24 protein-coding genes and 1 pseudogene are annotated in these 24,943 nt (G+C 71.1%); 7 read left to right on the forward strand and 18 right to left on the reverse strand.

From position 1 onward, the window contains the following. Positions 1–65 precede the first annotated feature (65 nt). On the forward strand, positions 66–1,667 hold the full coding sequence (locus TN53_RS04200; RefSeq protein ID WP_046256946.1) for an RICIN domain-containing protein: 1,602 nt from the start codon (positions 66–68) through the stop codon (positions 1,665–1,667). Here the strand turns inward: TN53_RS04200 and TN53_RS04205 are convergent. The 4 genes from TN53_RS04205 to TN53_RS04220 all read right to left on the reverse strand — a co-directional run bounded on the left by TN53_RS04205 (position 1,664) and on the right by TN53_RS04220 (position 6,228). Continuing rightward, the gene (locus TN53_RS04205) at positions 1,664–2,641 is read right to left on the reverse strand and encodes a 2-hydroxyacid dehydrogenase (RefSeq protein ID WP_046256947.1); all 978 of its coding nucleotides are present in this window, start codon (positions 2,639–2,641) and stop codon (positions 1,664–1,666) included. The two genes, TN53_RS04200 and TN53_RS04205, sit on opposite strands and share 4 nt — an antisense overlap. Next, the gene (locus tag TN53_RS04210) at positions 2,638–3,807 is read right to left on the reverse strand and encodes a lactate 2-monooxygenase (RefSeq protein WP_046256948.1); all 1,170 of its coding nucleotides are present in this window, start codon (positions 3,805–3,807) and stop codon (positions 2,638–2,640) included. The genes TN53_RS04205 and TN53_RS04210 overlap by 4 nt, the downstream gene beginning before the upstream one ends. Before the next feature lie 81 nt (positions 3,808–3,888). Next, on the reverse strand, positions 3,889–5,472 hold the full coding sequence (locus TN53_RS04215) for a purine-cytosine permease family protein (RefSeq protein WP_046256949.1): 1,584 nt from the start codon (positions 5,470–5,472) through the stop codon (positions 3,889–3,891). Between the two features lie 204 nt (positions 5,473–5,676). Then, the gene (locus tag TN53_RS04220) at positions 5,677–6,228 is read right to left on the reverse strand and encodes a hypothetical protein (RefSeq protein WP_046256950.1); all 552 of its coding nucleotides are present in this window, start codon (positions 6,226–6,228) and stop codon (positions 5,677–5,679) included. Positions 6,229–6,552: 324 nt separating this feature from the next. Between TN53_RS04220 and TN53_RS04225 the strand changes: the two genes are divergently transcribed. Further along, a complete protein-coding gene (locus TN53_RS04225; RefSeq protein ID WP_046256951.1) occupies positions 6,553–6,975 on the forward strand; it encodes a subtilase-type protease inhibitor in 423 nt (140 codons plus the stop codon). Between the two features lie 133 nt (positions 6,976–7,108). On the opposite strand, the gene TN53_RS04230 is transcribed toward TN53_RS04225, so the two are convergent. The 8 genes from TN53_RS04230 to TN53_RS04260 all read right to left on the reverse strand — a co-directional run bounded on the left by TN53_RS04230 (position 7,109) and on the right by TN53_RS04260 (position 12,793). Beyond that, positions 7,109–7,510 (reverse strand): STAS domain-containing protein, encoded by a 402-nt coding sequence (locus TN53_RS04230; protein WP_046256952.1) that lies wholly within the window; start codon positions 7,508–7,510, stop codon positions 7,109–7,111. A 204-nt stretch (positions 7,511–7,714) separates the two neighbouring features. Beyond that, positions 7,715–7,912, reverse strand: coding sequence for a CDGSH iron-sulfur domain-containing protein (locus tag TN53_RS04235; protein ID WP_046256953.1), 198 nt, complete (start codon positions 7,910–7,912; stop codon positions 7,715–7,717). Then, positions 7,893–8,543, reverse strand: coding sequence for a HemK2/MTQ2 family protein methyltransferase (locus TN53_RS04240; RefSeq protein ID WP_095046284.1), 651 nt, complete (start codon positions 8,541–8,543; stop codon positions 7,893–7,895). Before TN53_RS04240 ends, TN53_RS04235 begins: the two co-directional genes overlap by 20 nt. A gap of 21 nt (positions 8,544–8,564) precedes the next feature. Continuing rightward, entirely contained in the window at positions 8,565–9,578 is a 1,014-nt protein-coding gene (locus TN53_RS04245; RefSeq protein WP_046256955.1) for an iron-containing redox enzyme family protein, read from the reverse strand. 124 nt (positions 9,579–9,702) lie between these two features. Beyond that, a complete protein-coding gene (locus tag TN53_RS47765; protein ID WP_199924509.1) occupies positions 9,703–9,879 on the reverse strand; it encodes a hypothetical protein in 177 nt (58 codons plus the stop codon). Between the two features lie 32 nt (positions 9,880–9,911). Beyond that, on the reverse strand, positions 9,912–10,919 hold the full coding sequence (locus TN53_RS04250; protein ID WP_046256956.1) for a hypothetical protein: 1,008 nt from the start codon (positions 10,917–10,919) through the stop codon (positions 9,912–9,914). A 27-nt stretch (positions 10,920–10,946) separates the two neighbouring features. Continuing rightward, positions 10,947–11,222 carry a hypothetical protein gene (locus TN53_RS44670; RefSeq protein WP_199924510.1) on the reverse strand — a complete coding sequence of 92 codons (276 nt, stop codon included), beginning with the start codon at positions 11,220–11,222 and terminating at the stop codon, positions 10,947–10,949. Between the two features lie 68 nt (positions 11,223–11,290). Next, positions 11,291–12,793 (reverse strand): MFS transporter, encoded by a 1,503-nt coding sequence (locus TN53_RS04260; protein ID WP_046256957.1) that lies wholly within the window; start codon positions 12,791–12,793, stop codon positions 11,291–11,293. A gap of 124 nt (positions 12,794–12,917) precedes the next feature. Here TN53_RS04260 and TN53_RS04265 point away from each other — a divergent pair, with 124 nt between their 5' ends. From TN53_RS04265 to TN53_RS04275, 3 genes are read left to right on the forward strand one after another with little or no spacing between them, the layout of a single operon-like run. Beyond that, positions 12,918–13,748, forward strand: a complete 831-nt coding sequence (locus tag TN53_RS04265; protein WP_046256958.1) for an alpha/beta fold hydrolase — start codon at positions 12,918–12,920, stop codon at positions 13,746–13,748. Between the two features lie 32 nt (positions 13,749–13,780). Further along, positions 13,781–14,125: an ArsR/SmtB family transcription factor gene (locus tag TN53_RS04270; RefSeq protein WP_046256959.1), complete on the forward strand. Its 345-nt coding sequence runs from the start codon at positions 13,781–13,783 to the stop codon at positions 14,123–14,125. A 6-nt stretch (positions 14,126–14,131) separates the two neighbouring features. Then, a complete protein-coding gene (locus tag TN53_RS04275) occupies positions 14,132–14,644 on the forward strand; it encodes an SRPBCC family protein (protein WP_046256960.1) in 513 nt (170 codons plus the stop codon). A 4-nt stretch (positions 14,645–14,648) separates the two neighbouring features. Here the strand turns inward: TN53_RS04275 and TN53_RS04280 are convergent, their stop codons facing one another. The 5 genes from TN53_RS04280 to TN53_RS04300 all read right to left on the reverse strand — a co-directional run bounded on the left by TN53_RS04280 (position 14,649) and on the right by TN53_RS04300 (position 21,683). Beyond that, positions 14,649–17,465: an NHLP bacteriocin export ABC transporter permease/ATPase subunit gene (locus TN53_RS04280; RefSeq protein WP_046256961.1), complete on the reverse strand. Its 2,817-nt coding sequence runs from the start codon at positions 17,463–17,465 to the stop codon at positions 14,649–14,651. 1 nt (position 17,466) lies between these two features. Next, positions 17,467–19,689 carry an NHLP family bacteriocin export ABC transporter peptidase/permease/ATPase subunit gene (locus TN53_RS04285; protein ID WP_046256962.1) on the reverse strand — a complete coding sequence of 741 codons (2,223 nt, stop codon included), beginning with the start codon at positions 19,687–19,689 and terminating at the stop codon, positions 17,467–17,469. Then, positions 19,686–20,492 carry an HlyD family efflux transporter periplasmic adaptor subunit gene (locus tag TN53_RS04290; RefSeq protein WP_046256963.1) on the reverse strand — a complete coding sequence of 269 codons (807 nt, stop codon included), beginning with the start codon at positions 20,490–20,492 and terminating at the stop codon, positions 19,686–19,688. The genes TN53_RS04285 and TN53_RS04290 overlap by 4 nt, the downstream gene beginning before the upstream one ends. Positions 20,493–20,608: 116 nt before the next feature. After that, entirely contained in the window at positions 20,609–20,824 is a 216-nt protein-coding gene (locus TN53_RS04295; RefSeq protein WP_046256964.1) for a hypothetical protein, read from the reverse strand. Positions 20,825–21,269: 445 nt separating this feature from the next. Beyond that, complete coding sequence (locus tag TN53_RS04300) at positions 21,270–21,683, reverse strand: PaaI family thioesterase (RefSeq protein ID WP_046256965.1); 414 nt, start codon at positions 21,681–21,683, stop codon at positions 21,270–21,272. Positions 21,684–21,872: 189 nt separating this feature from the next. Here TN53_RS04300 and TN53_RS04305 point away from each other — a divergent pair, with 189 nt between their 5' ends. Both TN53_RS04305 and TN53_RS48130 read left to right on the forward strand, forming a co-directional pair. Beyond that, on the forward strand, positions 21,873–23,273 hold the full coding sequence (locus TN53_RS04305) for a S1 family peptidase (RefSeq protein ID WP_046256966.1): 1,401 nt from the start codon (positions 21,873–21,875) through the stop codon (positions 23,271–23,273). Positions 23,274–23,507: 234 nt separating this feature from the next. Next, a pseudogene (locus TN53_RS48130) lies at positions 23,508–24,092 on the forward strand (LuxR C-terminal-related transcriptional regulator); the annotation flags it as partial. On the opposite strand, the gene TN53_RS49270 reads toward TN53_RS48130, so the two are convergent. After that, positions 24,015–24,943, reverse strand: a 929-nt coding sequence (locus TN53_RS49270) for an ABC transporter ATP-binding protein (RefSeq protein WP_159038096.1), incomplete at its 5' end; no start/stop codon positions are given. The pseudogene TN53_RS48130 and the gene TN53_RS49270 overlap by 78 nt on opposite strands.

The raw sequence follows: 24,943 nt of genomic DNA on the forward strand, positions 1-24,943 counted from the left end.
ATCCCCGACTTTTTCGGCGAGCAGAACTTCTCAGAGTCACCTGCGCGTGGGAAGGAATCCGCTCAGTGCCAACCCCCCACCCCCCTCGCCCTCCTTACCCGCCGCCAGGCGGAGTTGCGGGCGAATCCGACGACGACCTCGCCTCCCTGCTCAGAGGTCGTCCGGACGGCGAGGCTGCCCAGGCCGCCGCGCTGTTGATGGCGCGGCACTGGCCGCCCGTCCACGAATACGCCGTCATCTGTCTCGCCTCCCGGTCGGACGTCGCCTCCATGGTGACCGCGGCCTCCTTCCACCAGGTCATGGACCGGCTGGCACTCGGCGAGCAGGCCACCGCACTGCGCCCGAGGCTTCTGGTACGGGTGCGCGACACCGTTCGTGAGTGGTCGGCCGAGGACCGAATATCCGGTGTTCTGCCGGACCTCGGGAAACCGGCCGGCGGCCGCGGTATGCGGGCGGCGAAGTCCATGACGCCCGAAAACCGGAAACTCGCCGAGCGTTCTTTCCAGCTTCTGCCCGGACTCGCCCGCTGTCTGCTCTGGCACACCGAGGTCGAGGCCGAGCCGATTGCCGTCCCCGCCGGTCTCCTCGGCATGGATACCGACACCGCGTCGGCCGCTCTCGAACAGGCGCGGGAAAAATTCCGCGAGGGTTGTGTACATGCCCATCGGGAACTCGCGCCGACCAAGGATTGCCGGTTCTACAACCGTCTCCTCGACGTCCCGATACGCCGTGGCGGAGCCCTGCTGCCGGATGTGCAACAGCATCTGACCGAGTGCCGCTACTGCCGATTCGCCGCTGAGCAACTGAGCCATTTCGAGGGCGGCCTGGGCGTCCTGCTCGCCGAGGCGGTGCTCGGCTGGGGCGCCCGCCGCTACCTCGAGTCCCGTCCGGGACGTACCGATTCCGGCCCGCGCGGTCGTGGCGGTGCCCGGCACGGTGGTGGACGCCGTGGCCTCCTGTCCCGTATCCCGTCCCCCGGCCGCCGCCCCCCGGAGGGGCCGCGGCCCTCACGGGTACTGCTCACCGGGGCGGGCCTGGCCTCCGCCGGACTGCTCGCCGGCGTGCTGGCCGCGAACCTGTGGTCGGACGACGGCGGCGCCGAGCCGGCCGCATCCACCAGCGCCTCAGGGGGCCGCGCGTCGGCCTCGGGCGGCGTGTCCGCCTCCCCGCCGGGCACGGCCCAACTCCCCCTGATTCCACAGCAGTCCAGGCTGCGGAACGTGGCCGCTGACCTCTGCCTCGACATCCGGGGCGAGGTGAGGAAGGGAGCCGGCACCGAGCTGGAGACCTGTTCGGACGCGGAGAGCCAGAAGTGGACGTACGACGACGACGGACTGCTGCACAGCGCCGCGAACCCCGACCTCTGCCTCGACTCGCATGTGGACGCCGGTGTGGTGATCCTCGGAACCTGCGCGGACGAGAAGACCAAGCGCGCGGACGACGTGCGCTACGACATCACCGTGCAGGGCGAGTTGCTCACCCGCTGGGACGAGCAGCTCGCCCTGACCTCCACCACCGGGGCGGCGGACGCCGACATCGTCGTCAAGGTGCGTGACGGTTCCGACGGGCAGCGCTGGGTGACCGACCCGGTGTCGCCGACCGCCGGTGCGCTCTCGGTCCCGGGCACCGGCACCCCGTCCGCCCGGGCGGTCGGGGGACCCGTCTAGTTCACGACGTCGCGGGGCGGGTCGCCCGCCAGATGGCCGGCCACGTTCTGGACGGCGGCCAGGGCGATCCGCACCAGCGTCTCCCGGGTGACACCCCCGACGTGCGGGGACAGCACCACGCCCGGGGCCCGCAGCAACCGCAGGGCCGGCGTGGGCGGTTCGGGATCGAAGACGTCGATGCCCGCCCCGGCCAGGGCGCCCTTCTCCAGGGCGTCGGCGAGGGCGTCCTGGTCGATCAGGGCGCCCCGCGCCGTGTTGATCACGAACGCGGAGGGCTTCAGGAGCGCGAGCCGGCCGGCGTCGAGGAGATGGCGGGTCGCGTCGGTCAGGGGTGCGTGCAGGGAGACGTAGTCCGACGTGCGCAGCAGTTCGTCGAGGGGGACATGACGGGCGCCGCCCAGCTGTGCCTCGGTCTCCTCCGGCAGTCGGCCCCTCCCGGCGTAGACGACGTTCATGTCGAACGCGACCGCGCGCCGCGCGACTTCCCGCCCGATCTGCCCCAGCCCCACGATGCCGAGCGTCTTCCCGGACAGTTCGGTCAGGGAGCGCTGGAGTCGGGGCAGCGCCCAGTCGGCCTCGACGAGCGCGGTGTGCGCCGGGACGAGCTGCTTGGCGAGCGCGAGCATGAGGGCGAAGGTCTGCTCGGCCACGTTCTGCGCCTCGGCGCCGCTGGAGCCGATGGTGCAGACGTCCACCGCGCGGGCCCGCGCCGCCTCCACGTCGACATAGTCGAAGCCGTGGCTGGCGCACTGCACCAGCTCCAACGCGGGTGCGGCGGCGATGTGTTCGGCCGTCACGGGGGAGAGCGCCGTGATGATCACATGCGCAGCGCGCAGCGCCTGCGGGTTCTCGTCGGCCTTCTCCACGACGGTCACGATCGCCTCGCCCGGGAAGAGCGTGGCGAGCCCCGCCCCGGAGGTGCGGCCGCCCACATGGGGCGCGACGACGGCGAGCACGTTCTTCGGGGTCGTCATACGGGGTCCTCGATCAGGTCGGCGGGGCCCACGGTGGTGGGGGAGGCGTGCCCGGACAGGGCGAGCGTGAAGTCCAGCTCGGCGAGCAGACAGCGGATCACGTGCTCCACGCCGGGCTGTCCGTCCAGACCGAGGCCGTACACGTACGGCCGCCCGACGAGCACCGCCTCCGCCCCCAGCGCGAGCGCCTTGAAGACGTCGTCGCCGGTGCGGATCCCGCTGTCGAAGAGGACCGTCAGCCGGTCCCCGACCGCCTCCGCGACCCGTGGCAGCGCATCGGCCGCCGCCACGGAACCGGCCACCTGCCGGCCGCCGTGATTGGACACCACCACCCCGTCCATCCCGGCGTCCGCGGCCGCCCGTGCGTCGTCCGGGTGCAGGATGCCCTTGAGGACGATCGGCCCGTCCCAGTTCTCCCTCAGGAACGCCAGATCCGGCCAGGTCTTGCCGGGGTCCGCGAACATGCCGACGAAGTGCATCACGGCCGCGTTCGGGTCCTCTGCCACCGGCTTGGCCAGGCCCGCCTGGAACGCCGGGTCGGAGAAGTAGTTGGCGGTGCCCACCCCGTGCAGGAACGGCAGATAGGCCTGGTCGAGGTCGTGCGGCCGCCAGGCCAGCAGCGGGGTGTCCAGCGTGACGACGAGCGCGGTGAACCCGGCCGCCCTGGCCCGCTCGAGGAAGCTCAGGGCCACCTGGGGGTCCTTCGGCCAGTACAGCTGGAACCAGCGCTCGGCGTCCCCCATCGCCTCCGCGACCTGCTCCATCGGGGTGCTGGACGCCGAGGACAGGATGTACGGCACGCCCTGCGCCGCGGCGGCCCGGGCGGCGGCGGACTCGGCGCCCGGGTGCATGATCGACAGCACGCCGACCGGTGCCAGGGCCAGCGGGGCGGGCAGGGCGCGGCCCAGCACCTCGACCGACAGATCCCGTTCGTGCACGTCCCGCAGCATCCGCGGCACGATCCGGCGCCGCTGGAGCGCGGCCCGGTTGGCCCGGGCGGTACTCCCGTCACCGGCGCTGCCCGCCACGTATCCGACCGGGCCGGGGCCGAGGCGCTGCTCGGTGAGCTCCTCCAGCCGGGTCAGATCGGTGGGCAGTCGCGGTACGGCGCCCGACATGCCGTTCAGATAGATCTCGTACTGGAAGTCCGCCCAGTGCTTCGCCATCCGTACGTCCCGCCTCTCGTCGCTGAGAACGCGTTGCGCTCCGACGATACTGGCGAGTAAACGCCGGTCAGAACACCGGGGTCAGCCGCCGTTGGTCACCGCCACGGGCTCCGGTTCGCCGGACTCCGCGCCCGGTCCCGTGATCGGCGGCACCGGCACGTCGACGGTACGGGCCAGCCGCGCGCCCTCGGGCCCGTACACCGCCCGGGGCTCGGGGAAGAACCGCAGCAGCGACAGGAACAGCACCGCGGCCACGACCAGGGACAGCGGCAGACTGATGTCGACGCCGCCCGCGAGCTCGCCCAGCGGACCGACGAACTGGCCCGGGATGTTGGTGAACAGCACACCGATCACCGCCGACACCCACCAGGCGGTCATTCCGCGCCAGTTCCAGCCGTGCGAGAACCAGTAGCGGCCGCCGCGCTGACGGCGGTTGAAGACCTGGAGGGCGTCGGGGTCGTACCAGCCGCGGCGGGTCCAGAAGCCCAGCATCATCACGACCATCCACGGCGTGGTGCAGGTGATGATCATGGTGGCGAAGGTCGAGATCGACTGCACGAGGTTCAGGCCGAACCGGCCGACGAAGATGAACGCGATCGACAGCACGCCGACGAAGAGCGTCGCCTGCACGCGGCTCAGCCGGGGGAACACGGACGAGAAGTCCAGGCCGGTCCCGTACAGCGCGGTCGTGCCCGTCGACATGCCGCCGATCAGCGCGATCAGACACACCGGCAGGAAGAACCAGCCCGGCGAGATCGCCAGCAGGCCGCCCACGAAGTCGGGGGCCGCGGGGTCGACGTAGTCCGGCGCCTTCGCCGCGATGATGCTGGCGGTCGACAGGCCGAAGAGGAACGGCAGCAGCGTGGCGATCTGCGACAGGAAGGCGGCGCCGATCACCTTGCGGCGCGGGGTGCTCGCCGGGATGTAGCGCGACCAGTCGCCGAGGAACGCGCCGAACGACACGGGGTTCGACAGCACGATCAGCGCCGCGCCGATGAAGGACGGCCAGAACAGCGACTGCGTGGCCGCGTCCGCCGAGTCCGTGAAGACGCCCGCGTACGACGGGTCGAAGTCGCCGGCGAACGCGATCGCGCCGAGCAGGAACAGCAGGCTCGCCGCGGCCACCGCGACCTTGTTGACGAACAGCATGAACCGGAAGCCGTACACGCACACCGCGAGGACCAGACAGGCGAACAGCGCGTACGCCACGACGTACGACAGGTCGCCGCGCGGCAGGCCGAACAGCCGGTGGGCGCCGCCGACCAGGGCGTCCCCGGAGCTCCACACCGAGATGGAGAAGAACGCGATCGCGGTCAGCAGCGACAGGAACGAGCCGATCACACGGCCGTGCACACCGAGGTGCGCGGAGGAGGACACGGCGTTGTTGGTGCCGTTGACCGGACCGAACACCGCCATCGGGCACAGGATCAGCGCACCCGCCACGACTCCGAGGAGCGTGGCCGCCAGGCCCTGCCAGAAGGAGAGGCCGAACAGGATCGGGAAAGCGCCCAGCACACAGGTGGAGAACGTGTTGGCGCCGCCGAAGGCGAGCCGGAACAGGTCCAGCGGGGTCGCGGTGCGCTCGGCGTCGGGAATGCGGTCGACGCCGTGGGTCTCGACCTCGGTCAGGGACGGCGCGGGGGAGGTGTCGGGCTGCGGGGACAAGGGGGCTCCAGCGAGGGGACCGGCGGTGGAGCGCGTCGTGACGCGGAAGGGGCGGGGTGAGGGACGGCCGCTCGCCTTGGCGGGGGTGTGCGGCGCGAGGGGATGCCGTCCTCTCGGGGGTCTGCCGACGGTAAGGCCGGGGTCAACAGCCACACCAGAGGACGGTTCATCCATCTTTTGTGTCGCGGCTGTACGAAACCTCCATCACTTGGTGTCCGACGACGTGTCCTCCGGTTCGGCGTCGGGGCCCTGGGCCCGTACCCGCTGGACGTGTTCGAGGGACTCCCGCAGCTCGGCGAGCCAGTCGTCGGTGTGCTTCTGGACCAGGCGCACGCACCAGGCGAGCGCGTCGCTGCGGCTGCGCGCCACCCCGCCCGCGATGAGTGTGTCGAGGACCTGGCGCTCGGGCTGGCGGAGCCGGGTCATGACGGGTGCGGACACATGGGTGAACAGGGCGCGCTCCCCGTCGCACTCCACACCCCAGGAGACCTTCCTGCGGAACCGCTGCTCGGCCTCGACGGCCACCTCGATCCGGGCCTGCCGGGTGCGCTCCCGGAACTCCTGCACACGGCTCTGCACGGCGGCCTCCCGTTCGGTGGCCGAGGCACCCTCGGCGAGCCGGGGCGCGGGGATGCGGCCGATCACGGTGATCTCCTCGCGGTCGACCGTCAGCTCGGCCAGCTCCTCGAAGAGGTCGTCGGGCAAGCGGCCGGCGAACCAGCCGCGCAACTTCTCTCGCTGCTCTGTCGTAATCATGTAATGACGATTACTCCACCGAAGCATGAACGCAAGGGGTGGGCGGGGGGTCCGCCGAGAGCTCAACCGGAATGTTTCAGGCCTATTGCGGAGGCGAGGTGAACCGGCCATTCGGTCGGTCATGACGATCAAGAACCCCGTGGTTCCGGCGCTGACACGTTCGAATTACGTGACTTCACGCCACTGATTCAACACGCAAGGTTACTGAAACCCATGGGGTCGATGTGAGATTCGGCCGCGGACTCGGCAGACTCCCGCTCGCCGGTCCGGCACCGATCGCGCCGGGCCCGGTACCACCCCCGTATCAGCGGAAGGATGCACACAATGCGGAACACCGCGCGCTGGGCAGCGACCCTCGCTCTGACGGCCACCGCCGTCTGCGGCCCCCTCACCGGGACCGCGCTCGCCGCCCCCGCCTCGCTCTATCCCCCCTCGGCCCTGGTGCTCACCGTCGGCCACGGTGACAGCGCCGCCCTCGCCACCCCGGCGCGCGCGGTCACCCTGGCCTGCGCCCCCACGCCCTCCGGCAGCCATCCCGCGGCAGCCCTCGCCTGTGCCGAACTGCGCACGGTCGGCGGGGACTTCGACGCGCTGACGGGCCGGGGTGACGTGCTGTGCACCAAGCAGTACGACCCGGTGGTCGTCACCGTCGACGGTGTCTGGCAGGGCAGCCGCGTCTCCTACGAGCGAACCTTCGCCAACGAGTGCGTGAAGAGCACCCACGGGACCAGCCTCTTCGCGTTCTAGGGACCGGGGTCGCGGGGTCCCGTGCATCGACAGCGGCTCGTGGCTGGGGAGCGCGAGCCCTGACGCGGGGATCCCTCGCGATCTCGTACGGGGGCCGGCTGGGCGGAGTGGGGCCGCCCGGCCGGCCTTCGGATCAGCCCCGCCGCTCCGGCAGGTCCGGCAGTGGCGGGAAACGGCCCAGGAGCCCCGAGGCGCGCAGCAGCCGCCGTATGCGCGCACTCCGCGAGACGATCCGCAGCCGCCCGCCGTGCTCCCGCGCCCGGGAGTCCGCCCGGCACAGGACCCGCAGGCCGGAACAGTCGAAGAAGTCGACCGTACGCAGGTCGACCAGGACGTCCGGCCGCTCGCCCTCGGTCGCGGCGTCCAGATGCTCGGCCAGGGAACCCGCGGTCGCCATGTCGATCTCGCCCGCGGCCTCGATCACCGTGCAGCCGTCGCGCCGGTAGGTGTGGGCGTACGGGTTGGCCACCGGGGGTCCGGATCCGCCGGTGCCCTCGGAGGGTCCGGGGGCACGATCGCCGGACTCCGGTGTCATGTCGGCTCCACCTCGGCAGGGGCGCGTATTCGATCTCGGTAGCTACCCCGGTCGGGTGCGCAGCATCCCTGCGGAGCCCGGCGCAAGATCTGGTTCACTCGACATGGTGAATTCCGCGAGTAGTTATTGACTTTTAGTCGACGTTTCTGCAATTCGGCGCCCTGCTCAAGCGGTTGTACGAGCCTTGCCGGTGACGCGCGGAGCCTAGGACCGCTCGCGGTGGCTGGTGTCGCACCACGGATAGCGGCGGCTGCGGCGGCAGGTGCACAGGGCGACACGGAAACGGTCGGAGGAGACCGTGGTCCCGTCCTCCAGCTCCACTTCGACGGGGCCTTCCACCAGTAGCGGACCACGGCGTTCGAGCCGGATGCGGCAGGGCGGGTCAGCGGGGGACTTCGGCACGGACCACCACCAGTTCCTCGCTGTTCTCGGCCGCGGACAGCAGCCCCCACTCGCGCAGCCAGTCCTCCCGGGATCGCAGCACCGGACCGAAGGCGATCCGGCGACGCTGGGTCACCGAGGCCTTCAGCCCGGCGGAGCGCAGGTGCCCGAGCGTCTCCTCGGGGCCGCTGAACGCCGACTGGACGAGGAGCAGCACGCCTCCCGGGCGCAGCAGACCCGGAGCCTCCCGGCAGATCCGGTCCAGGATCAGCCGGCCGTCACGGCCCGCGTCCCAGGCCCGGGAGGCGCGTCGGGGGACACGTCGGGAGGTCGGCGCGGGCACATAGGGCGGGTTGGTGAGGATGAGGTCGAAGGACCGTCCCCGTACCGGAGTGAAGAGGTTGCCGCGCCGCGTGCGGACCCGCACCCCGGCCATCCGGGCGTTGAGTTGTGCGGTGCACACCGCACGCCACGACACGTCCACCGCCGTCACCCGGGTGCCGCGGCGCGCGGCCGCCAGTGCCAGCACCCCGCTTCCGGTCCCCACGTCCAGTACTTCCGCGCCCGGTGGGAGCGGCTCGTCGTACAGCGCTCCGGCCAGCAGAGCGGTGTCCTCCTGCGGGGTGTACACACCCGGTGGTACCAGCGTCATGCGGCTCGAGTACCCCGGCATTCAGGAGATATGGGGGATTTCGGAAGCGAGTGGTACCCGCAGGGACGACCGGCCCGAGCGCCAGGCGGCCAGGAGGTGGCCGGCGAAACGGTCCTCGAGGTGTCCGGTGGCGTCGACACCGAAGGCCACGTCGGACGCGAGATGCGGCTCCTCGGTGAGCAGTCCGCCGATGACTTCGTGGCGGACGACCTGCTCATGGACCGCGTCGGCCTCGACGTGCTCGTCGTAGAAGTGTTCGGCGGCCGCCCCGGCGCCCGTGCGGCGCATGGCCTCGGCCAGTCGCCTCGAACCCGGTGAGGAGGCGACCTCCACCGCCGCGAAGTGGCCCACGAGGGCGCCCCGCAGGGCTCGGTGCAGACCGAAGAGGGACATGAGGTTCACCGTCGCCAGGACTTCCGCGCAGGCGGCATCCAGGTAGTGCCCGTACGTCGTGTCCAGGCGCAGGTCCGTCATCAGGTCCGCGAACAGCTGTGCGTGCACTCGTTCGGGGCGGCCGCCGCCGTACTCGTCGAACTCCACCGCCGCCATGGCCGCCTTGGCCCGCCCCCACAGCCGCGGCAGCACCCAGGCATGAGGGTCGGCCTCCTTGAGGTGGTACAGGGAGCGCTGGGCCGCGTACTCGCGCAGCTGCCACAGTTCGCCCTCGTCGCGCAGATAGTGGCTGGCGCCCGTGCCGTCGAGAGGCTCGACGAGGAGTTCCCCCAGGGCGTCCTCGACGCTGTCGTGCACCGGCGTGTCGGCGCGCAGGGCCGTCAGGAAACGGTGCTCCAGCGCGGCCCGGGTGCGCAGCAGGGCCGGGTCCCACTCGGTGTCCGGCGTGACACCCGCGAAGCCCCGGTAGTGCAGCTCGTAGCAGAGGTAGAGGGCGAGCTGGAGGTCGTCGCCGTAGACGGCCGCGCCGGCGACGTCCGCGTCGCCGGGCAGGGGTCCAGCGCCCAGAAGATACTCCGAAACGGCTGCGGAGACCGGCCCCCGGGCGGGGGGCAGCCGTGGTCCTTGGGGGTCCTGTGCCATGCGCCCCGGGTACCCGGGCGGCACGGGGTCACCCGTCCGTGAGGGGTGCGGGCCTGCGGGCTCCCCTGCACGGCGTGGCGCGGGCCCCGAGAGTCCCGTCGGGCCCGTCGCCCGCGCGGTGCAGTCAGTCGCCCGTGGACTCCTCCTGGGCGCGGGTGTTGGGCGTGACGGCATCGCCCGCCTCGCCCCGGCGCCGTCGCTGCTCCTCGGAGTCCGAGGTGCGCCGCTGTGCCTCCTCGGCCTCCTGGAGGACTTCCTCCAGGGCGGTCTCGGGACGGTTCCTGTCGTCAGACTCGGACACGATGTTTCCTTTCCCGGCGTTCTTCGCCTTTGTCAGCTTCCCGCGGCCGCGATGCGCAGGGGGACCGGTTCCTGGGAGGCGGTCGCCTCGTTGAGGCGGCTGACCTCCGTCCACCAGGACGCGCCGTCCTCGATGTGGCGCAGCAGGACTCCCTCGCGGATCGCCCATGGACACAGGGTGACCGTCTTGATGCCGGTCAGCTTCAGCGCCGTGTGCGCGACCAGTGCACCGGCCAGGCTCTGGTTGGCGCGTGGCGCGGAGATGCCGGGCAGCAGGGAGCGCTGGGCCGCGGGGAGTCCGGCGAGGCGGACGATCGCCTCCCGCAGGTCCGAGCGGCGCAACCGGCGTTCCATGAAGGGCCCGTGCCGTCCGGGCGGGGCCCCGCACAGCCGCCCCAGCTGCTGGAAGGTGCGGGAGGTGCCCACCGCGGTGTGCGGCCCCTCCCAGCGGATCCGGGCCGCGACGTCCCGCAGTTGGTGGCGGACCCGGCGGCGCAGCGCCCGCACCAGATCCGGCGTCGGCTGATCACCGCTCTCGAAGAACTCATGGGTCAGCCGTCCCGCGCCCAGCGGCAACGAGGCGACGAAATCCGGCAACCGGCCTCGCCCGAAGGCCACTTCGAGCGAGCCGCCGCCGATGTCGAGCAGTGCCAGCGGACCCGACCGCCAGCCCATCCAGCGCCGCGCGCCGAGGAACGTGAGCTCGGCCTCCAGTTCGCCCGGCAGCGTGTACAGCGCGACCCCGGTCCGTGAACGCACCGCGCGCAGCACCTCGCTGCGGTTGGAGGCGTTGCGCACCACGGCGGTCGCGAAGGCCTGCGGCGGTGCCGCGCCCCACTTCGCCGCGGTTCTGCTCGCCTCGGCCACCGCGCCCACGAGCCGTTCGACGGCCTCCTCGGGCAAGGGGCCGCCCGGGTCGACCTGTTCGGACAACCTCAGCCGCCACTTCGCGGTGTGCACCGGCAGCGGCACCCCACCCTCCGCATCCGCCACTACCAGCCGGACCGTGTTCGAGCCCACATCCACCACGCTGATTCGCATGGACTCGTGAGTACCCTTTTCCGGCCCTCACTCACCATGCCAGGGCACGAGCCGAGGGAACCAGCCGGGCACGGCACCGCGGTAGCGCGTGTACTGCGGACCGAACCGGTCGGCGAGCGCGGGCTCCTCGTACCACCGCGTGAACGCCCACATCAGCGCCCAGGCACCGGCGCCGTAGCCGAACAGCACCGGCCGGGCGGGCAGCAGCCCCTGGCCGCCACCACGACCGCAGCCCGGCCACCGTGCCGGGCGCGAGCGCGAAGAAGACCGTGCTGCCGAGGGCTGCCACCGGTGTGCGCACACCGCCACCATGACAGCGAGGAGGGGCCGCCGTCTCCCTGCGGACGGCGGCCCCTCGGTTCAGGTGGCGCTCACATGTGGACGACGGGTGCGGCGTCCGCGTCCTGCTCCGGTACCCCGCGCCGGTAGAGCAGGAAGACGATCAGCGCACCGGCGGCGAAGAAGCCCGCCGACCACCAGAAGGCGGTGGTGTAGCTCTCGATCGTCGCCTGTGCCTGGACCAGCTTGTTGGTCGCGTCCTTCCCGGCCAGGTAGTCGGTCGCGGCGCTGGCGGCCAGCGTGTTCAGCAGCGCCGTACCGATCGAACCGCCCACCTGCTGCATCGCGTTGACCGTGGCGGAGGCGACGCCCGCGTCCTCGGCCGCCACTCCGCCGGTGGCCAGCTGCATGGCCGCCGGCATGACCAGGCCGAGACCGGCGCCGATGATGATCAGCTGGGGCAGCACGGCGGTGAGGTAGTGGGAGTCGTTGCCGATCCCGGTCAGCCAGGCCATGCCGGCCACGGAGATCGCGAAGCCCAGCGGGATGACGGCCTTCGGGCCGATCCGCGGCACCAGGGTGGTCGTGCCGAGCTGGGCCATGACCATCAGCGCGGCGACCATGGGCAGGAACGCCACTCCGGTCCTGGTCGGGCTGAATCCCAGGTTGAGCTGGAGGTAGTAGGTGAGGAAGAGGAAGACGCCGAACATGCCCGCGCCGGAGATCAGCACCGCGATCAAGGAGGCCGCGCGGTTGCGGTCGAGCAGGATGCGCAGCGGCAGCAGGGGGTGCGCGGCCTTGGTCTGCCACCAGGTGAAGGAGGCCAGCAGCACACCGCCGGCGATCAGGAAGCCCCAGGTCTCGGGCGAGCTCCAGTCGTGCGTCTCGGCGTTGGAGAAGCCGTAGACCACGGCGAACAGACCGGCGGCGACGAGGATCGTGCCGGGCACGTCCAGCTTGGAGCCCGCGGCGTCGCGGTGGTTGTTGAGCAGGAACCAGCCGCCGACGAAGGCGATCACGGCGATGACGACGTTGACGTAGAGGGTCCAGCGCCAGTCGAGGGCGTCGGTCAGGATGCCGCCGAGCAGCAGACCCACCGCGCCACCCGCGCCGGCGATCGCGCCGTAGACGCTGAACGCCTTGGCGCGCTCCTTGGCGTCGGTGAACGTCGTGTTCAGGAGGGAGAGCGCGGCGGGCGCGAGCAGCGCGCCGAAGGCACCCTGGAGGGCACGGGCGGTGACCAGCATCTCGAAGTTGGTGGCGGCGCCGCCGAGCGCGGAGACCGCGGCGAAACCGACGACACCGATCAGGAAGGCCGGCTTGCGGCCGAAGAGGTCGGCGATCCGGCCGCCGAGCAGCAGGAGGGAGGCGAAGGCCAGCGCGTAGGCGGTGACGATCCACTGCCGGTTGCCGTCGGAGAAGCCGAGGTCGGCCTGGGCCGAGGGAAGGGCGATGTTCACGATGGTCGCGTCGAGGACCACCATCAGCTGGGCGAGGGCGATGACCGCGAGGATCCACCACCGCTTGGAGGAGGCCTCGGGCGACGCCTCGACCGCGCCCGTCGGGGCGCTTTCGGTCAGGGTCTTCTGGGACATGGCGGAACCACTCCAGGGAAGTCGTTCGGATTTTACGAAGTCGTAAACGAAACTGTTTCGTACACCTTGAGGCTAGAACACTTTTAGCGAAACGGCAAAGTTTCGATGAGGGGAGAGGTCGATTGTGATCAGCGGCACATTCGAGGTCGACGGCGCGGGCCTGTACTACGAGCGGCGGGGGAGCGGTCCGGCGCTGCTGATGATCAGCGGCGCGGGCGGAGACGCGGGCTACTACACAAAGGTCGCGGCGGACCTCGCCGACGCCTTCACCGTGATCACCTACGACCGGCGCGGCAACTCGCGCAGCACCGGCCGCTGCGGCGTGCCGATGGATCTCGCGCAGCAGGCCTCCGACGCCCGCACCCTGATCGACGGCCTGGCCGGCGGCCGGGCGCTGGTGTTCGGCAACAGCGGGGGCGCGATCATCGGGCTGACTCTCGCCGCACTGCACCCCGACTCCCTGGCCGGCCTGATCGCCCACGAACCGCCCGCCGTGAACGTCCTGCCCGACGGCGACCCCGCCCGCGGCTTCTTCGCCGACCTGGCAGAGCGCTACGCGCAGGGCGGAGCGCCGGCGGCGGGCCGCCGGTTCGCGCAGACGGTGCGCGGCGAGGGGACATATCGCTGGCCGGACGATCTGTGGCGGCGCTTCCTCGGTAACCAGGACCACCTCTTCGGCACCGAATGGCAGGGCTTCGCCCGCTTCCGCCCCGACGAGGCCGCCCTGAAGTCGGCGCCGTTCCCGATCGTCCTGGGCGCCGGCGCGGAGGACCGCGGTACGTACTACGCCCGGCCGTCGGTCGAGATCGCCCGCCGGATCGGTGCGCCCTGGGTGGAGTTCCCCGGCATCCACATGGAGTTCCTGCGCCACCCGGACCGGTTCGCGGCCGCGCTGGGGGCACTGGCGACCTGGGTGCATACGGACGACCGGTCTCCCGAGCCCCGTATGCCTTGACTGGCATATAACCGCAGAGGCATATTGGAGTCATGTCCGACGCCGCGCTCTGGACCGCCCTCGCCGACCCCCACCGGCGGACCATCGTCGCGCTGCTCCTGGAGCGGCCGCGGCCTGTCGGGGAGATCGTGGAGGAATGCGGTCTGAGCCAGCCGAGCACCTCGAAGCATCTGAAGGTGCTCAGGGAAGCGGGTCTGGTCCGGGTCCGGCAGGACGCGCAGCGCCGTGTCTACGCCCTCGACCCGGCCCCGATCGCCGCATTCGACGCCTGGCTGGCCCCCTACCGCAGGCTGTGGAACAACAGCCTGGACGTACTGGGCCGCCGCCTCGACGAGACCGCGCCGGACGACCCCGAGGAACCCTCTTCGAAGGACTGATCCACCATGTCCGCAGACCTCACCGGCACCTACCTGACCCTGGACGACGGTCGCCCGGCCGTCCGCTTCAGCCGTACCTACGACCATCCCGTCGAGCGCGTCTGGCAGTTCGTGACCGATGCCGACGAACTCGCCCACTGGTTCCCGTCCCGCGCCGAGATCGACCCGCGCCCCGGCGGGGAGATCAGGTTCAGCGGCGACCCGAACATGGCGGACTCCAAGGGCCGGGTCCTGTCCGTCGACGCGCCCCGGCACCTGTCCTTCGAGTGGGGCGGCGACGAACTCCACTTCGACCTGGAGGCGTTGGACGACAAGCGCACCCGCTTCACGCTCACCAACGTGCTGAGCGAGGCGAACACCGCGGCCCGCAACGGCGCCGGCTGGGAGGTCTGCCTGGCCGCCCTGGAGACATACGCCAACGGGTCGCCCACCAGGAGTCAGGCCCCCTGGAAGGAGTTCTACGACGGCTACGTGGCCGCCGGTGTCCCCTCCGGCGCCCCCGTCCCGGGCCTCGACTGACCCCTCACGCCAGCTGTCGGCGCACCAGCTCGTGCAGTCGCCCGCCCGTGTCCGCGAGCAACTGCGCGGGCGGGCCCTGCTGGGCGACCTTGCCGTCCTCCATCACGATCACACGGTCGGCGTCCAGCACCGTCGAGAGGCGGTGTGCGATGACGATCCGGGTGGCGTTGAGGGCCTTGGTGGACTCGATCACCCTGCGCTGTGTCTCGTTGTCGAGGGCGCTGGTCGCCTCGTCGAAGAACAGGATGCGTGGCCGGCGGATCAACGCCTGCGCGATCATGAGCCGTTGGCGCTGGCCGCCGGAGACCGCACCGCTGCCGGAGACGATCGTGTGGAGCCCCATCGGCATCCGCTTGATGTCCTCCGCGAGCCCGGCCATCTCGGCCGCCACCATGACCTCCTCCGGCGTGAACGGCTCGGTCCCGCAGATGACGTCCATGATCGAGCCGTTGAACGGCTGGGCGTGCTGAAGTACCACCCCGCACTGCCGGCGCACCGCCGACTGGTCGAGCGCCGCCAGGTCCTGACCGTCGTACAGCACACTGCCCGAGACCGGTGGATCGAAGCCGATCAGCAGCCTGAGCAGTGTCGACTTGCCGCAGCCGCTGGGGCCGACCACCGCCACGAACTCGCCGGGGCGTACCTCGAAGGACACGTCGTCCAGCACGAGCGGGCCGTCGTCGGAGTAGCGGAAGGACAGCCTGCGCGCCTCGATCCCGCCGGACAGCGGGCCCGGCCGGGTGGTCGCCGTGCGCACCTCGGGGGCGGCGTCGAGGACCGGCCTGATCTCCTCGAACAGCGGCAGCGCGCCCACCGCCGAGACGAAGGAGCCGGTCAGCTGGGTGACGGAGGTCAGCACCATCGTCACCGAGGTGTTGAAGGTGAGGAACGCCGCCGCCGACATCGAGCCGCGCGCCGGGCCGGCGAGCAGCATGAACATCAGCAGGGTGCAGATGGGCAGATAGACGGCGCCCATCACCGTGGTGAGGTTCTTGATCCGCCCCACCTTCTGCTGGAGCTCCCGGCTGCGTGCGAACTCCGAGGCCCAGGCCGCGTACGCGTAGTTCTCGGCGGCCGCGACCCGCAGCTTGGGCAGACCGCGCAGGGTCTGGAAGGCCTGGTTGTTCAGCTTGTTGCCGAGCACCACCAGGCGCCGCTGCCAGCGCACCTGCCACAGCCCGAGCCCCAGGAACACCCCGGCGATCACCACGAGCATGCCGATCGCCGCCATCGCCATCGGGGCGCTGTACCAGAACAGCAGCCCCAGGTTCATCGCGCCGACGGTCACCGACTGGGCGACGACCGGCCCCACGCCCGCCAGCAGCCGGCGGATCGAGCTGATGCCCATCGCCGCGCTCGCCAGCTCACCGGTGGACCGCTCGGTGAAGAACTTCGTCGGCAGCCGCAGCAGCCGGTCCCAGACCGCCGGTTGGAGGGTTGCCTCGATACGGCCCTCCAGACGCAGGATGGTCAGGTTCTGCAGCAGCATGAACGCCGCCGCCACGAAACTGCTGATCATTATCGCGAGACAGACCTGCACGATCAGGTTCGTCTGCGCCTTGGGTACGAACTCGCCGAGGATCTTGCCGGTCGCGATCGGCACGATCGCCCCGATCGCCACCGTGACGAGCCCGCTGAGCAGGAGGTTCGTCAGGTCCCCACCCATGCCCTGCATGCTGAACCGCAGCAGCCTGAGCGGACTGAGCCGCCGCTCGGGCAGCGGCCGGTAGAACATGACGGCACGCGGCTCGAACTCCTCCGCGTTGGCCTTCTCGATCGGCGTCTCACGGCCCGTCGCCGGATGCACCGCCACATAGCCGCCGCGCCGCCACAGCAGCGCGACCGGCGCACCGGACAGCGCGCGATGGCCCACCAGCGGGCCGACGTTGTCCCGCCACCAGCTGCCGTCCAGACGCACGGCCCGGGCCCGTATGCGGGAGGCGAGCGCGATCTGCTCGACCGGGTCGAGACGATCGCTGCCGGTACCGCTCTGCGCCGGGTCGGCGAGCGTGATCCCGGCGGCCTGGGCGACCAGCTTGCACGCCGCGTAGGAGGCGTCCGCGTCGGCGGGCGTCGTGCGCTTGCCCGAGGACTTGCCGATCGACGCGAGCAGGGTCCGGTCGGCCTGGGCGCGGACCGCCTCACCCGCCTTGATGCCCTCCGCCGTCCGGTTCTCGTGAGTGCGCTCCAGCTGCTCGATCCAGCGGTCCAGCGTGGTCAGCAGCCGGTACTGCTGGTCGACCATGCTCTGCCATACCGCCGGGTCCATCAGCAGATCGGCGGCCGCCTCGGCGCCGTACAGCGATCCGTACTGCACACTGCCCGGCGGCACCTGCATCCAGAACACGTCGTCGTCGGTGATCTCCGCGGCACGCTCGTTCGCCATCGGAGCCTGGAAGAGGATCGAGAGGCTGCGGCCGACGCCGAGGGCGAGGGCGTACTCCAGCGGGCTCGAAGTCGGCGGTACGTACTGGGGGTTGCCGTACTCGTCGTAGGACCAGGTCTGGGTGTTCGCGGGCTGGTACAGCTCCCGCAGTCCGATGCGGTGGACCACGCAGTCCCTGAGCGGGCGGGCGACCAGGGTGTGCTGGGGACCGGGGCCGGGTCCGAGGATCAGGGAGCCCGCCTCCAGGCGGCCCAGGTGATGCCAGTGGCCCTGCTGTTCGACGTCCACCGCGAACAGGTCCACGGCTCCGGACGCGACCAGCCAGAGCACCTGCGGGCCTTCGAGGTCGAGGCGGTTGAGCCCCGAGCAGTCGATGGGGGTGCCCATGGCGCCGAGCGCGGTGAGGACGACGTCCCCTTCGTGTGCGGTCGTCATCTCAACGCTCCCTGACCAGCGCCGCGTACGCACCGCCGTGCGCCACCAGCTCCTCGTGCCGCCCGCGTTCCACGATCGTGCCGTGCTGGAGAACGACGATCTCGTCGCTGTCGCGCACGGTGCTGAGCCGGTGTGCGATCACCACACACGCACAGCCGCGCCTGCGGAGGTTGTCCATCACGATCTGCTCGGTCTCCGCGTCCAGCGCGCTCGTCACCTCGTCCAGCACCAGGATGCTGGGGCGGCGGACCAACGCCCGGGCGATCTCCAGGCGTTGGCGCTGGCCACCGGAGAAGTTGCGGCCGTCCTGCTCGACCCGGCTCTGGATGCCGCCGGGGCGGCGCATCACCACGTCGTACAGCGCCGCGTCCCGCAGCGCGTCCACCACCGCCTCGTCCGGGATCGACGGGTCCCACAGCGCCACGTTGTCGCGGATCGAACCCTCGAAGAGGAAGACGTCCTGGTCGACGAAGGAGACGGAGGAGGCGAGCGCCCCGCGCGGGATGTCCTCCAGGCGCTGTCCGTCGATGCGGATGACACCCTCCCAGGCCGTGTACAGACCCGAGATCAGCCGGGAGACCGTGGACTTGCCGCTGCCCGAACCGCCGACGAGGGCCACCTGCTGGCCCGGCCCCACGGTCAGGTCGAAGCCGGTCAGCAGGGGCTTGTCGAGCGGGTTGTAGCCGAAGGTGATGTTCTGCAGCTCGACATGGCCGTGCAGACGGCGCGTGGAGTCGCCGGCGCCGGGGCGGCCGTAGAGCGGGTCCGCCTGGAAGTTCTCCACGTCCTTGAGGCGGGCCACGTCCGCCGCGAAGTCCTGGATGCGCCCGGCGACTCCGTTGAGCCGGGTGATCGGGGCGGTGAAGCGGGTGACCAGGGCCTGGAACGCCACCAGCAGACCGACCGAGATGCCGCCCTCCACCGCGCGCATGCCGCCGATCCACAGGATCAGCGCGCTGTTCAGCGAGGCCAGCGTCGGGGCGACCACGCCCAGCCAGGCACTCGGCACGCCGAGCCGCTGCTGCTCCTCCAGCGTGGTGGCGTGCTGTCCCGCCCACTTGCGGAAGTAGCCGTCCTCGCCGCCCGTCGCCTTCATCGTCTCGATCAACTGGAGGCCGGTGTAGGCGGTGTTGGTGAGCCGGGCGCTGTCCGCGCGGAGTTTCGCCGTACGGGTGGCGCGCAGGCGGATGACGACCCGCATGGCCACGATGTTGAACAGGGCTACGCCGATGCCGACGAACGTGAGCTGCGGATCGTAGGTGTAGAGCAGCAAGGCGTAGAGCACGACCACCACCGCGTCCACGCCCGCCGCAGCGAGATCGCGGGCCAGCGTCTCGGCCACGGCGTCGTTGGACTGGAGGCGCTGCACCAGGTCGGCCGGGCTGCGCTGGGAGAAGAAGGTCACCGGCAGGCGCAGCAGATGGCGCAGGAAGCGGGCGCTGGAGAGCGTGGAGGAGATGATGCGGCCGCGCAGCAGGTTCGCCTGTTGCAGCCAGGTGAGGACCAGAGTGAGCAGGACACAGGTCCCCATCGACGCGAACAGCACGCCGAGCAGGGAGGTCTGCCCCCCGATCAGGAACATGTCGATATAGGTACGGCTCAGCGCGGGCACCGCCGCGCCGACCAGCACCAGGAGCAGGCTCGCCAGCACCGCGGCGGGCATCGTGCCCGCGGTGCCGCGCAGCCGGGCCGGCATCGCGCCGAGCACCCCCGGTTTGCGCCCGCCCTTGGTGAAGCCGTCGCCCGGCTCCATCACCAGGACGACACCGGTGAAGCTGGAGTCGAAGTCCTCCATGGGCACGAACCGGCGGCCCTTGCCGGGGTCGTTGATGAACACCCCGCGGCGGCCGAAGCGGCGGCCCATGCCGTCGTAGACGACGTAGTGGTTGAACTCCCAGAACAGCACGGCCGGCGTCCTCACCCCGGCGAGGGCGGCCGTGTCCATCTGCATGCCCTTGGCGGTCAGACCGTAACTGCGGGCCGCTTTGAGGAGGTTGCTCGCGCGGGAGCCGTCGCGCGAGACACCGCACGCGATGCGCAGCTCCTCCAGCGGGACGTGCTTGCCGAAGTGGCCCAGCACCATCGCCAGCGAGGCGGCACCGCACTCCACGGCCTCCATCTGGAGGACGGTGGGCGTACGGACGGTCTTCGCCCTGCCCTTGGGGACGGGCCGCTTGGGCGGGGTGGCGCGGCGTCTGCTGCGGGTGTCCTGTGCGGTGCTCACGGCAGCAGCCAATCGACGGGGCGCTGGTCGGCCAGCCGGATCGAACCCGTGGCCACGGTCATGGAGGTCAGGGTGAAGGGCGGCCCGTCCTTGGAGGACCACTTGTAGCCGCTCTTCGTGCCGGACGCCTTGTCCAGCTTCACCAGGACGGCCACCGGCCTGCCGTCCTTGCTGAACTGCTCGCCGAGCTGACTGTCCCCGAGGAACGCGGAGATCTGCTGCGCGGACTGCGCCGAGCGCTCCACCGACTTCACATGGCCGCGCAGCACGCCGTACTCCTGGGTGGGCACCGAGGAGACGGTGAGGTCCACGGCGGCGTGCGCGGGGATGGAGGCCGCGTTCTCGGCGGGCACGTACACGGTGGCGTACAGGGGGTCCTTGGTGTGCGCGACCTTTTCCACGGCGGCGACGTTCGCCCCGGTCTGGATGATCTGCCCGATGGTCGCGGCCAGCGCGGTGACCCGCCCCGCGGCGACCGAGCGGACGACGGTATCGCCCTGGGACGTACGGACCTTCAGTACGGGAGAGTTGGCGGGCAGTTGCTCGCCTTCCTCGGCGAGGACCGCGGTGACCTGGCCCGCGACGGGGCTCTGCAGGATGTAACTGCCCTGACCGTGGGTGAGGATCGCGGACGCGCTCACGGTGGAGGCGACCGAACCGGTCACCGCCCACACGGACGCGGCGGCCATGACGACCACGGTCACGGAGAGCGCGAGCCAGCCCTGGGGGCGGGCGAAACGCACCGGAAGGTCGAGCTCCTCCGGTGACTGGAGCTTGGCGAGGGCCTGTTGGCGGAACTGCACGGAACTTTCCCTCACCTGAAAACGACAGTGGACCGGCCCTGGGAGCCGGTTGCTTTATCGCATCCGAGAGTCCCGGAGCCGGGAAACGGCTCCGGGACTCTCGGCACAAGGCGCGATCAGAGACCGGCGACCAGGTTCGTGACCGGGGCCACGGAGAGGCCGGTGACACCCTCGACGGTGCCGACGGCCGTGTCGACCAGGCCGGAAACCGGGGCGATGCCGTCCACCAGGCCGGTGACGGTGCCCAGGGCGTTCAGCTGCAGGCCGCCGGAGACGTTGTCGAGCTCGGCGTCGGAGATCTCGACGGTCTCAACCTGGGGGGTGGAGTTCATGATGGAACTTCCCTTCATATGGATATTCACAAGGGGGAGCGGTGACCCCTCTGGGGACGGCCGCGACCGCAGGCGCCAAGCGCCCGTTTCCGAAGCCCTGTGCGGCTCCTGCGGTGCGATGGATCAAAGCACGCGGCGGCCGTGCCCTTCCAATCAACCAATGGCCTCACCAGGCAACTTGAGCCCCACAAGCACCGAACCGTGCAGGAGTGCGCACGTCTCGGTGGCGACTTCTTCACACCTGGCGCGTGTTCCGTTCATACGAGCCCTTGCGGCCCGGGAAGCGAATGCGACACTCCCGCCCCAATGACGTACGAGGCGGTGCGGCCATGTGCAGAACCACCGCGCCCGGTGACTTCGTTGAGTATGGGATGTGCAGATTCCCTGAAGCCAGGATTCGGCACGGAGTTCGGAACGGACCGTTGTCGACCGGTCGCGGACCGTGTCAGCCCAGTAGTGCGTACACCGTGCTCGCACGGGCCGCGAGTTCGCCCGACTCCGCGTCGGTCATCGTGATGTCGGCGAACGCCATACGCCGGCCCAGCTTGGTGACGACCGCCTCGATCAGGACATCCGAACCGGCCACCGCACGCTGGAACGACGTCGACTGCTGCACCGTCGTCATCGGTCCGTAGGCGCCGCGCGCCCCCGAGACGGCGATCACCATGGCCGTGTCGGCGGCGGCCATCAAGGCCTGTCCCGACAGTGCCCCGCCCTCCCGCGACAGACGGTCCGACCAGGGCAGACGCAGGGTGGCGCGGCGGTCGTCCAGGGCCTCGACCGACAGGCCCAGTTCAAGGACCCAGGGGGCGAAGTTGTCGGCGAGGATCTTGTCGGCTTCGGCGGTGGTCATCGTCATATGGGGGATTGTTCCCGCTCCCGGCCCGTCGGACGCGGACCCTGGCCGATTCGCGATTGCGTAAAGAGATTGCCTGCAAACGGAATTGAACGCCCCACGTGACTCCTGCGTACCCACTGCCATCCAGGCGCCCCGACAAGCCGCCGACGACCGGCGGCACTGACCCCGTCCTTCAGGAGGTCGAGTAGTTTGAGTCACAAGCGAATTCCGAAGCGCAAGGCCGCGATCGCAGCGGGCGGCGTGGTGGCGCTCGGAGCAGCCGCAATTCTCCTGCCGCAGGCGAACGCCAACCAGGACGGCTCCTCGGACCAGGCCGCAGCACCCAGGACCCTCAAGGCATCGGACGCCTCGGATCTCGCCTCGCAGCTCGCCGACCTGCTCGGCGAGTCGTTCGCCGGTTCGTACTACGACGCGGACCAGCAGCAGCTCGTCGTCAACGTCATCTCGGGCGACAACAACAATGTGATCGTCCAGGCGAAGAAGGCCGGCGCGGAGATACGCGAGGTCGACAACAGCCTCGCCGAACTGGCCGCCGGCGCGCAGACGCTGAAGTCCGACGCGACCATCCCGGGCACGGCCTGGGCCGTGGACCCCCGGACCAACAAGATCCTGGTCACCGCCGACAGCACGGTCACCGGCGACAACTGGGACCAGCTGGAGTCGACCGTCCAGACCCTCGGCTCCGGCATGGCGACCATCAAGAAGTCGGCCGGCACCTTCAAGACGTTCCTCTCCGGCGGCGACGCCATCTTCGCGGGCGGCGCCCGCTGCTCAGCGGGGTTCAACGTCACCGCGGGCGACAGCTCCCCGGCCTTCCTGACCGCCGGTCACTGCGGGGTCGCGGCGGCGGAGTGGTCCGATGCGGACGGCGGCGCTCCGATCGCCACCGTCGACCAGGCCACGTTCCCCGGTGACGGCGACTTCGCACTGGTCAAGTACGACGACCCGGCGACCGTCGCCCCGAGCGAGGTCAACGTCGGCGACCAGACCGTCGCGATCTCCCAGGCAGCGGACGCGGAGGTCGGCCTCCAGGTGTTCCGGATGGGCAGCACCACCGGGCTCAACGACGGCCAGGTCCTCGGACTCGACGCCACCGTGAACTACCCGGAGGGCACCGTCACCGGGCTCATCCAGACCGACGTCTGCGCCGAACCCGGCGACAGCGGCGGCTCGCTGTTCACCCAGGACGGCCTGGCCATCGGCCTGACCTCCGGCGGCAGCGGCGACTGCACGGTCGGCGGCGAGACCTTCTTCCAGCCGGTCACCACCGCCCTGGAGGCGGTCGGCGCGACCCTCGGCGCGGGCGACGCGGCGGGCGGCGGCGAAGAGGCGGGCGCGGGTGACGAGGCCGGCGCCGGCGAGGAAGCGGGTGCGGGCGAGGAAGCCGGGGCGGGCGAGGAAGCCGGTGCCGGTGAAGAGGTCGGCGGCCAGGAGGTAGGCGGCGAAGAGGTTGGTGGCCAGGAGGTCGGCGGTGAAGAGGTCGGCGGTCAGGAGGTCGGCGGTGAAGAGGTCGGCGGTCAGGAGGTCGGCGGTGAGGAAGCCGGCGCGGGCGCGGAGGACGGCTCCTCCGGTCTGACCGAGACCCACTGACCCACAGACCCACAGCGCTCCACCAGCAGTCCACGGACACGGTCCGGCCCTCCGGCGGGAGGGTCGGACCGTTCGTGCGTCCCGGCACGACGACGAACGCCGGCATCTACCCCCTCGGCCCCCTCCCATGCCCCCACAGTCGAAGCGCGCGGCGGCGTACGGGCTCCGGGTGTGCGCCCCCGCGCACCCTGTTGGCCGGTTCTTCGCGCCCGGGAAAGGTGCGGGGCGCGAACAATGGGGCACGCGCTCCTCACCCCATGGAACCGGCGAACGGTGAATCGAAGGGACGGGCAGTTGATCCGGGTTCTTCTGGTGCACGACGAGTGTCTGGTCAGATCGGTTCTGGCGGAGTGGCTGCGCCGGGAGCCGGACCTCGGGGTGTTCGACGCCCCGTGGCGCAGCGCACCGAGCCGGCTGCGAACCGTCGCGCCGGACGTCTGCGCGGCGGACCTGGAGTGCTCGGACAGCTACGGCATACCCCCACTGCGCGACCTGGGCGCGCGCCAGTCCGACACGCCGCCGCTCCGCCTGCTGGTCCTGGCCAGCGCCAACCGGCCGGGGCTCCTGAAACGCGCGGCCGAGGCGGGAGCGCTCGGCTATGTCGACAAGGAGGGCTCACCGGAACACCTGGTGCGTGGCATCCGGCGGGTCGCCGAAGGGAAACGTTTCATCGACGACTCGCTGGGCTTCGGCTTCCTCAGGGCCGCCGAAATGCCGCTGACCAGACGGGAGTTGAGCGTCTTAGTCCTGGCCGCCGAGGGTGCCTCCGTCGCGGAGATCGCGGGGAGCCTGCATCTGTCCCACGGGACGGTGCGCAACTACATGGCGGCCATCACCCGCAAGACCGGGGCCCGCAACCGCGTCGACGCGATCCGGATCTCGCAGGGCGAGGGCTGGCTCTGACGGCACGGGCGTCCAACTGCCGACGAGATCCCGGTAGAGCGCCGAGCACCGCATGAGCTCATCATGCGTCCCGTAGGCCGTCTCCCGGCCGTCCATGACCAGGACCCGGTGGGCGCGACGGGCCGAACTCATGCGGTGCGCCACGACCACCAGGGTGCCGCCGGGCCGCTCGGCGAAGGCCCGCTCCGCACGCTCCTCGGCCTCCGGGTCCAGATGGCACGTCGCCTCGTCGAGCAGGACGAGCGGGGCGTACGACAGATAGGCGCGGGTCAGCGCCACGAGTTGCCGCTCGCCCGCGGAGAGCGCGGCCGGCTCGACCGTCGCCCGCGGCCCGCCGAGCGTTTCGAGCAACGGCAGGAGCCCCACCGCCCCGGCCGCGGCGAGCAGTTCGGCCTCGGGCACGGGGTCGGGCCGCAGGTGCCCGAGATTCTCGGCGAGGGTGCCGGTGTGGACGTACGCCTGCTGCGGGATGAGCACCCGGCACGCGGCGGCCGCCGCCCCGGGCACGGGGTGCCCGCACACCCGGACCGAGCCCTTTCCGGGCTCCAGCAGCCCGGCGACCAGTGCGGTGAGCGTGGACTTCCCTATGCCGCTCGGGCCTACGACGGCGAGGTGGGCGCCGGGTGGCAGGGTGAGGTGGAGGTCCTGGACGACGGGGGCGGCGGCGGGGCCGTAGGCGAAGGTGAGCGAGGTGAGGGAGAGGGCGGGGGCGTCGGATGGGCCGGTGGAGGGGAGGGGGAGTCGGGCGGGGGGTTCGCCGGGGTGGG

The organism is Streptomyces sp. WM6386, from assembly GCF_000972385.1.
Lineage (GTDB): Bacteria > Actinomycetota > Actinomycetes > Streptomycetales > Streptomycetaceae > Streptomyces.

What these genes read in the sequence shown, in the direction of transcription:
- TN53_RS04245 (WP_046256955.1), bottom strand. Translation starts at nt 9,578, where the DNA reads ATGGCACAGGACCCCCAAGGACCACGGCTGCCCCCCGCCCGGGGGCCG.
- TN53_RS04205 (WP_046256947.1), bottom strand. Translation starts at nt 2,641, where the DNA reads ATGACGACCCCGAAGAACGTGCTCGCCGTCGTCGCGCCCCATGTGGGC.
- TN53_RS04250 (WP_046256956.1), bottom strand. Translation starts at nt 10,919, where the DNA reads ATGCGAATCAGCGTGGTGGATGTGGGCTCGAACACGGTCCGGCTGGTA.
- TN53_RS04275 (WP_046256960.1), top strand. Translation starts at nt 14,132, where the DNA reads ATGTCCGCAGACCTCACCGGCACCTACCTGACCCTGGACGACGGTCGC.
- TN53_RS04210 (WP_046256948.1), bottom strand. Translation starts at nt 3,807, where the DNA reads ATGGCGAAGCACTGGGCGGACTTCCAGTACGAGATCTATCTGAACGGC.
- TN53_RS04295 (WP_046256964.1), bottom strand. Translation starts at nt 20,824, where the DNA reads ATGAACTCCACCCCCCAGGTTGAGACCGTCGAGATCTCCGACGCCGAG.
- TN53_RS04225 (WP_046256951.1), top strand. Translation starts at nt 6,553, where the DNA reads ATGCGGAACACCGCGCGCTGGGCAGCGACCCTCGCTCTGACGGCCACC.
- TN53_RS04270 (WP_046256959.1), top strand. Translation starts at nt 13,781, where the DNA reads ATGTCCGACGCCGCGCTCTGGACCGCCCTCGCCGACCCCCACCGGCGG.
- TN53_RS04280 (WP_046256961.1), bottom strand. Translation starts at nt 17,465, where the DNA reads ATGACGACCGCACACGAAGGGGACGTCGTCCTCACCGCGCTCGGCGCC.
- TN53_RS04230 (WP_046256952.1), bottom strand. Translation starts at nt 7,510, where the DNA reads ATGACACCGGAGTCCGGCGATCGTGCCCCCGGACCCTCCGAGGGCACC.
- TN53_RS04220 (WP_046256950.1), bottom strand. Translation starts at nt 6,228, where the DNA reads ATGATTACGACAGAGCAGCGAGAGAAGTTGCGCGGCTGGTTCGCCGGC.
- TN53_RS04260 (WP_046256957.1), bottom strand. Translation starts at nt 12,793, where the DNA reads ATGTCCCAGAAGACCCTGACCGAAAGCGCCCCGACGGGCGCGGTCGAG.
- TN53_RS04300 (WP_046256965.1), bottom strand. Translation starts at nt 21,683, where the DNA reads ATGACGATGACCACCGCCGAAGCCGACAAGATCCTCGCCGACAACTTC.
- TN53_RS04240 (WP_095046284.1), bottom strand. Translation starts at nt 8,543, where the DNA reads ATGACGCTGGTACCACCGGGTGTGTACACCCCGCAGGAGGACACCGCT.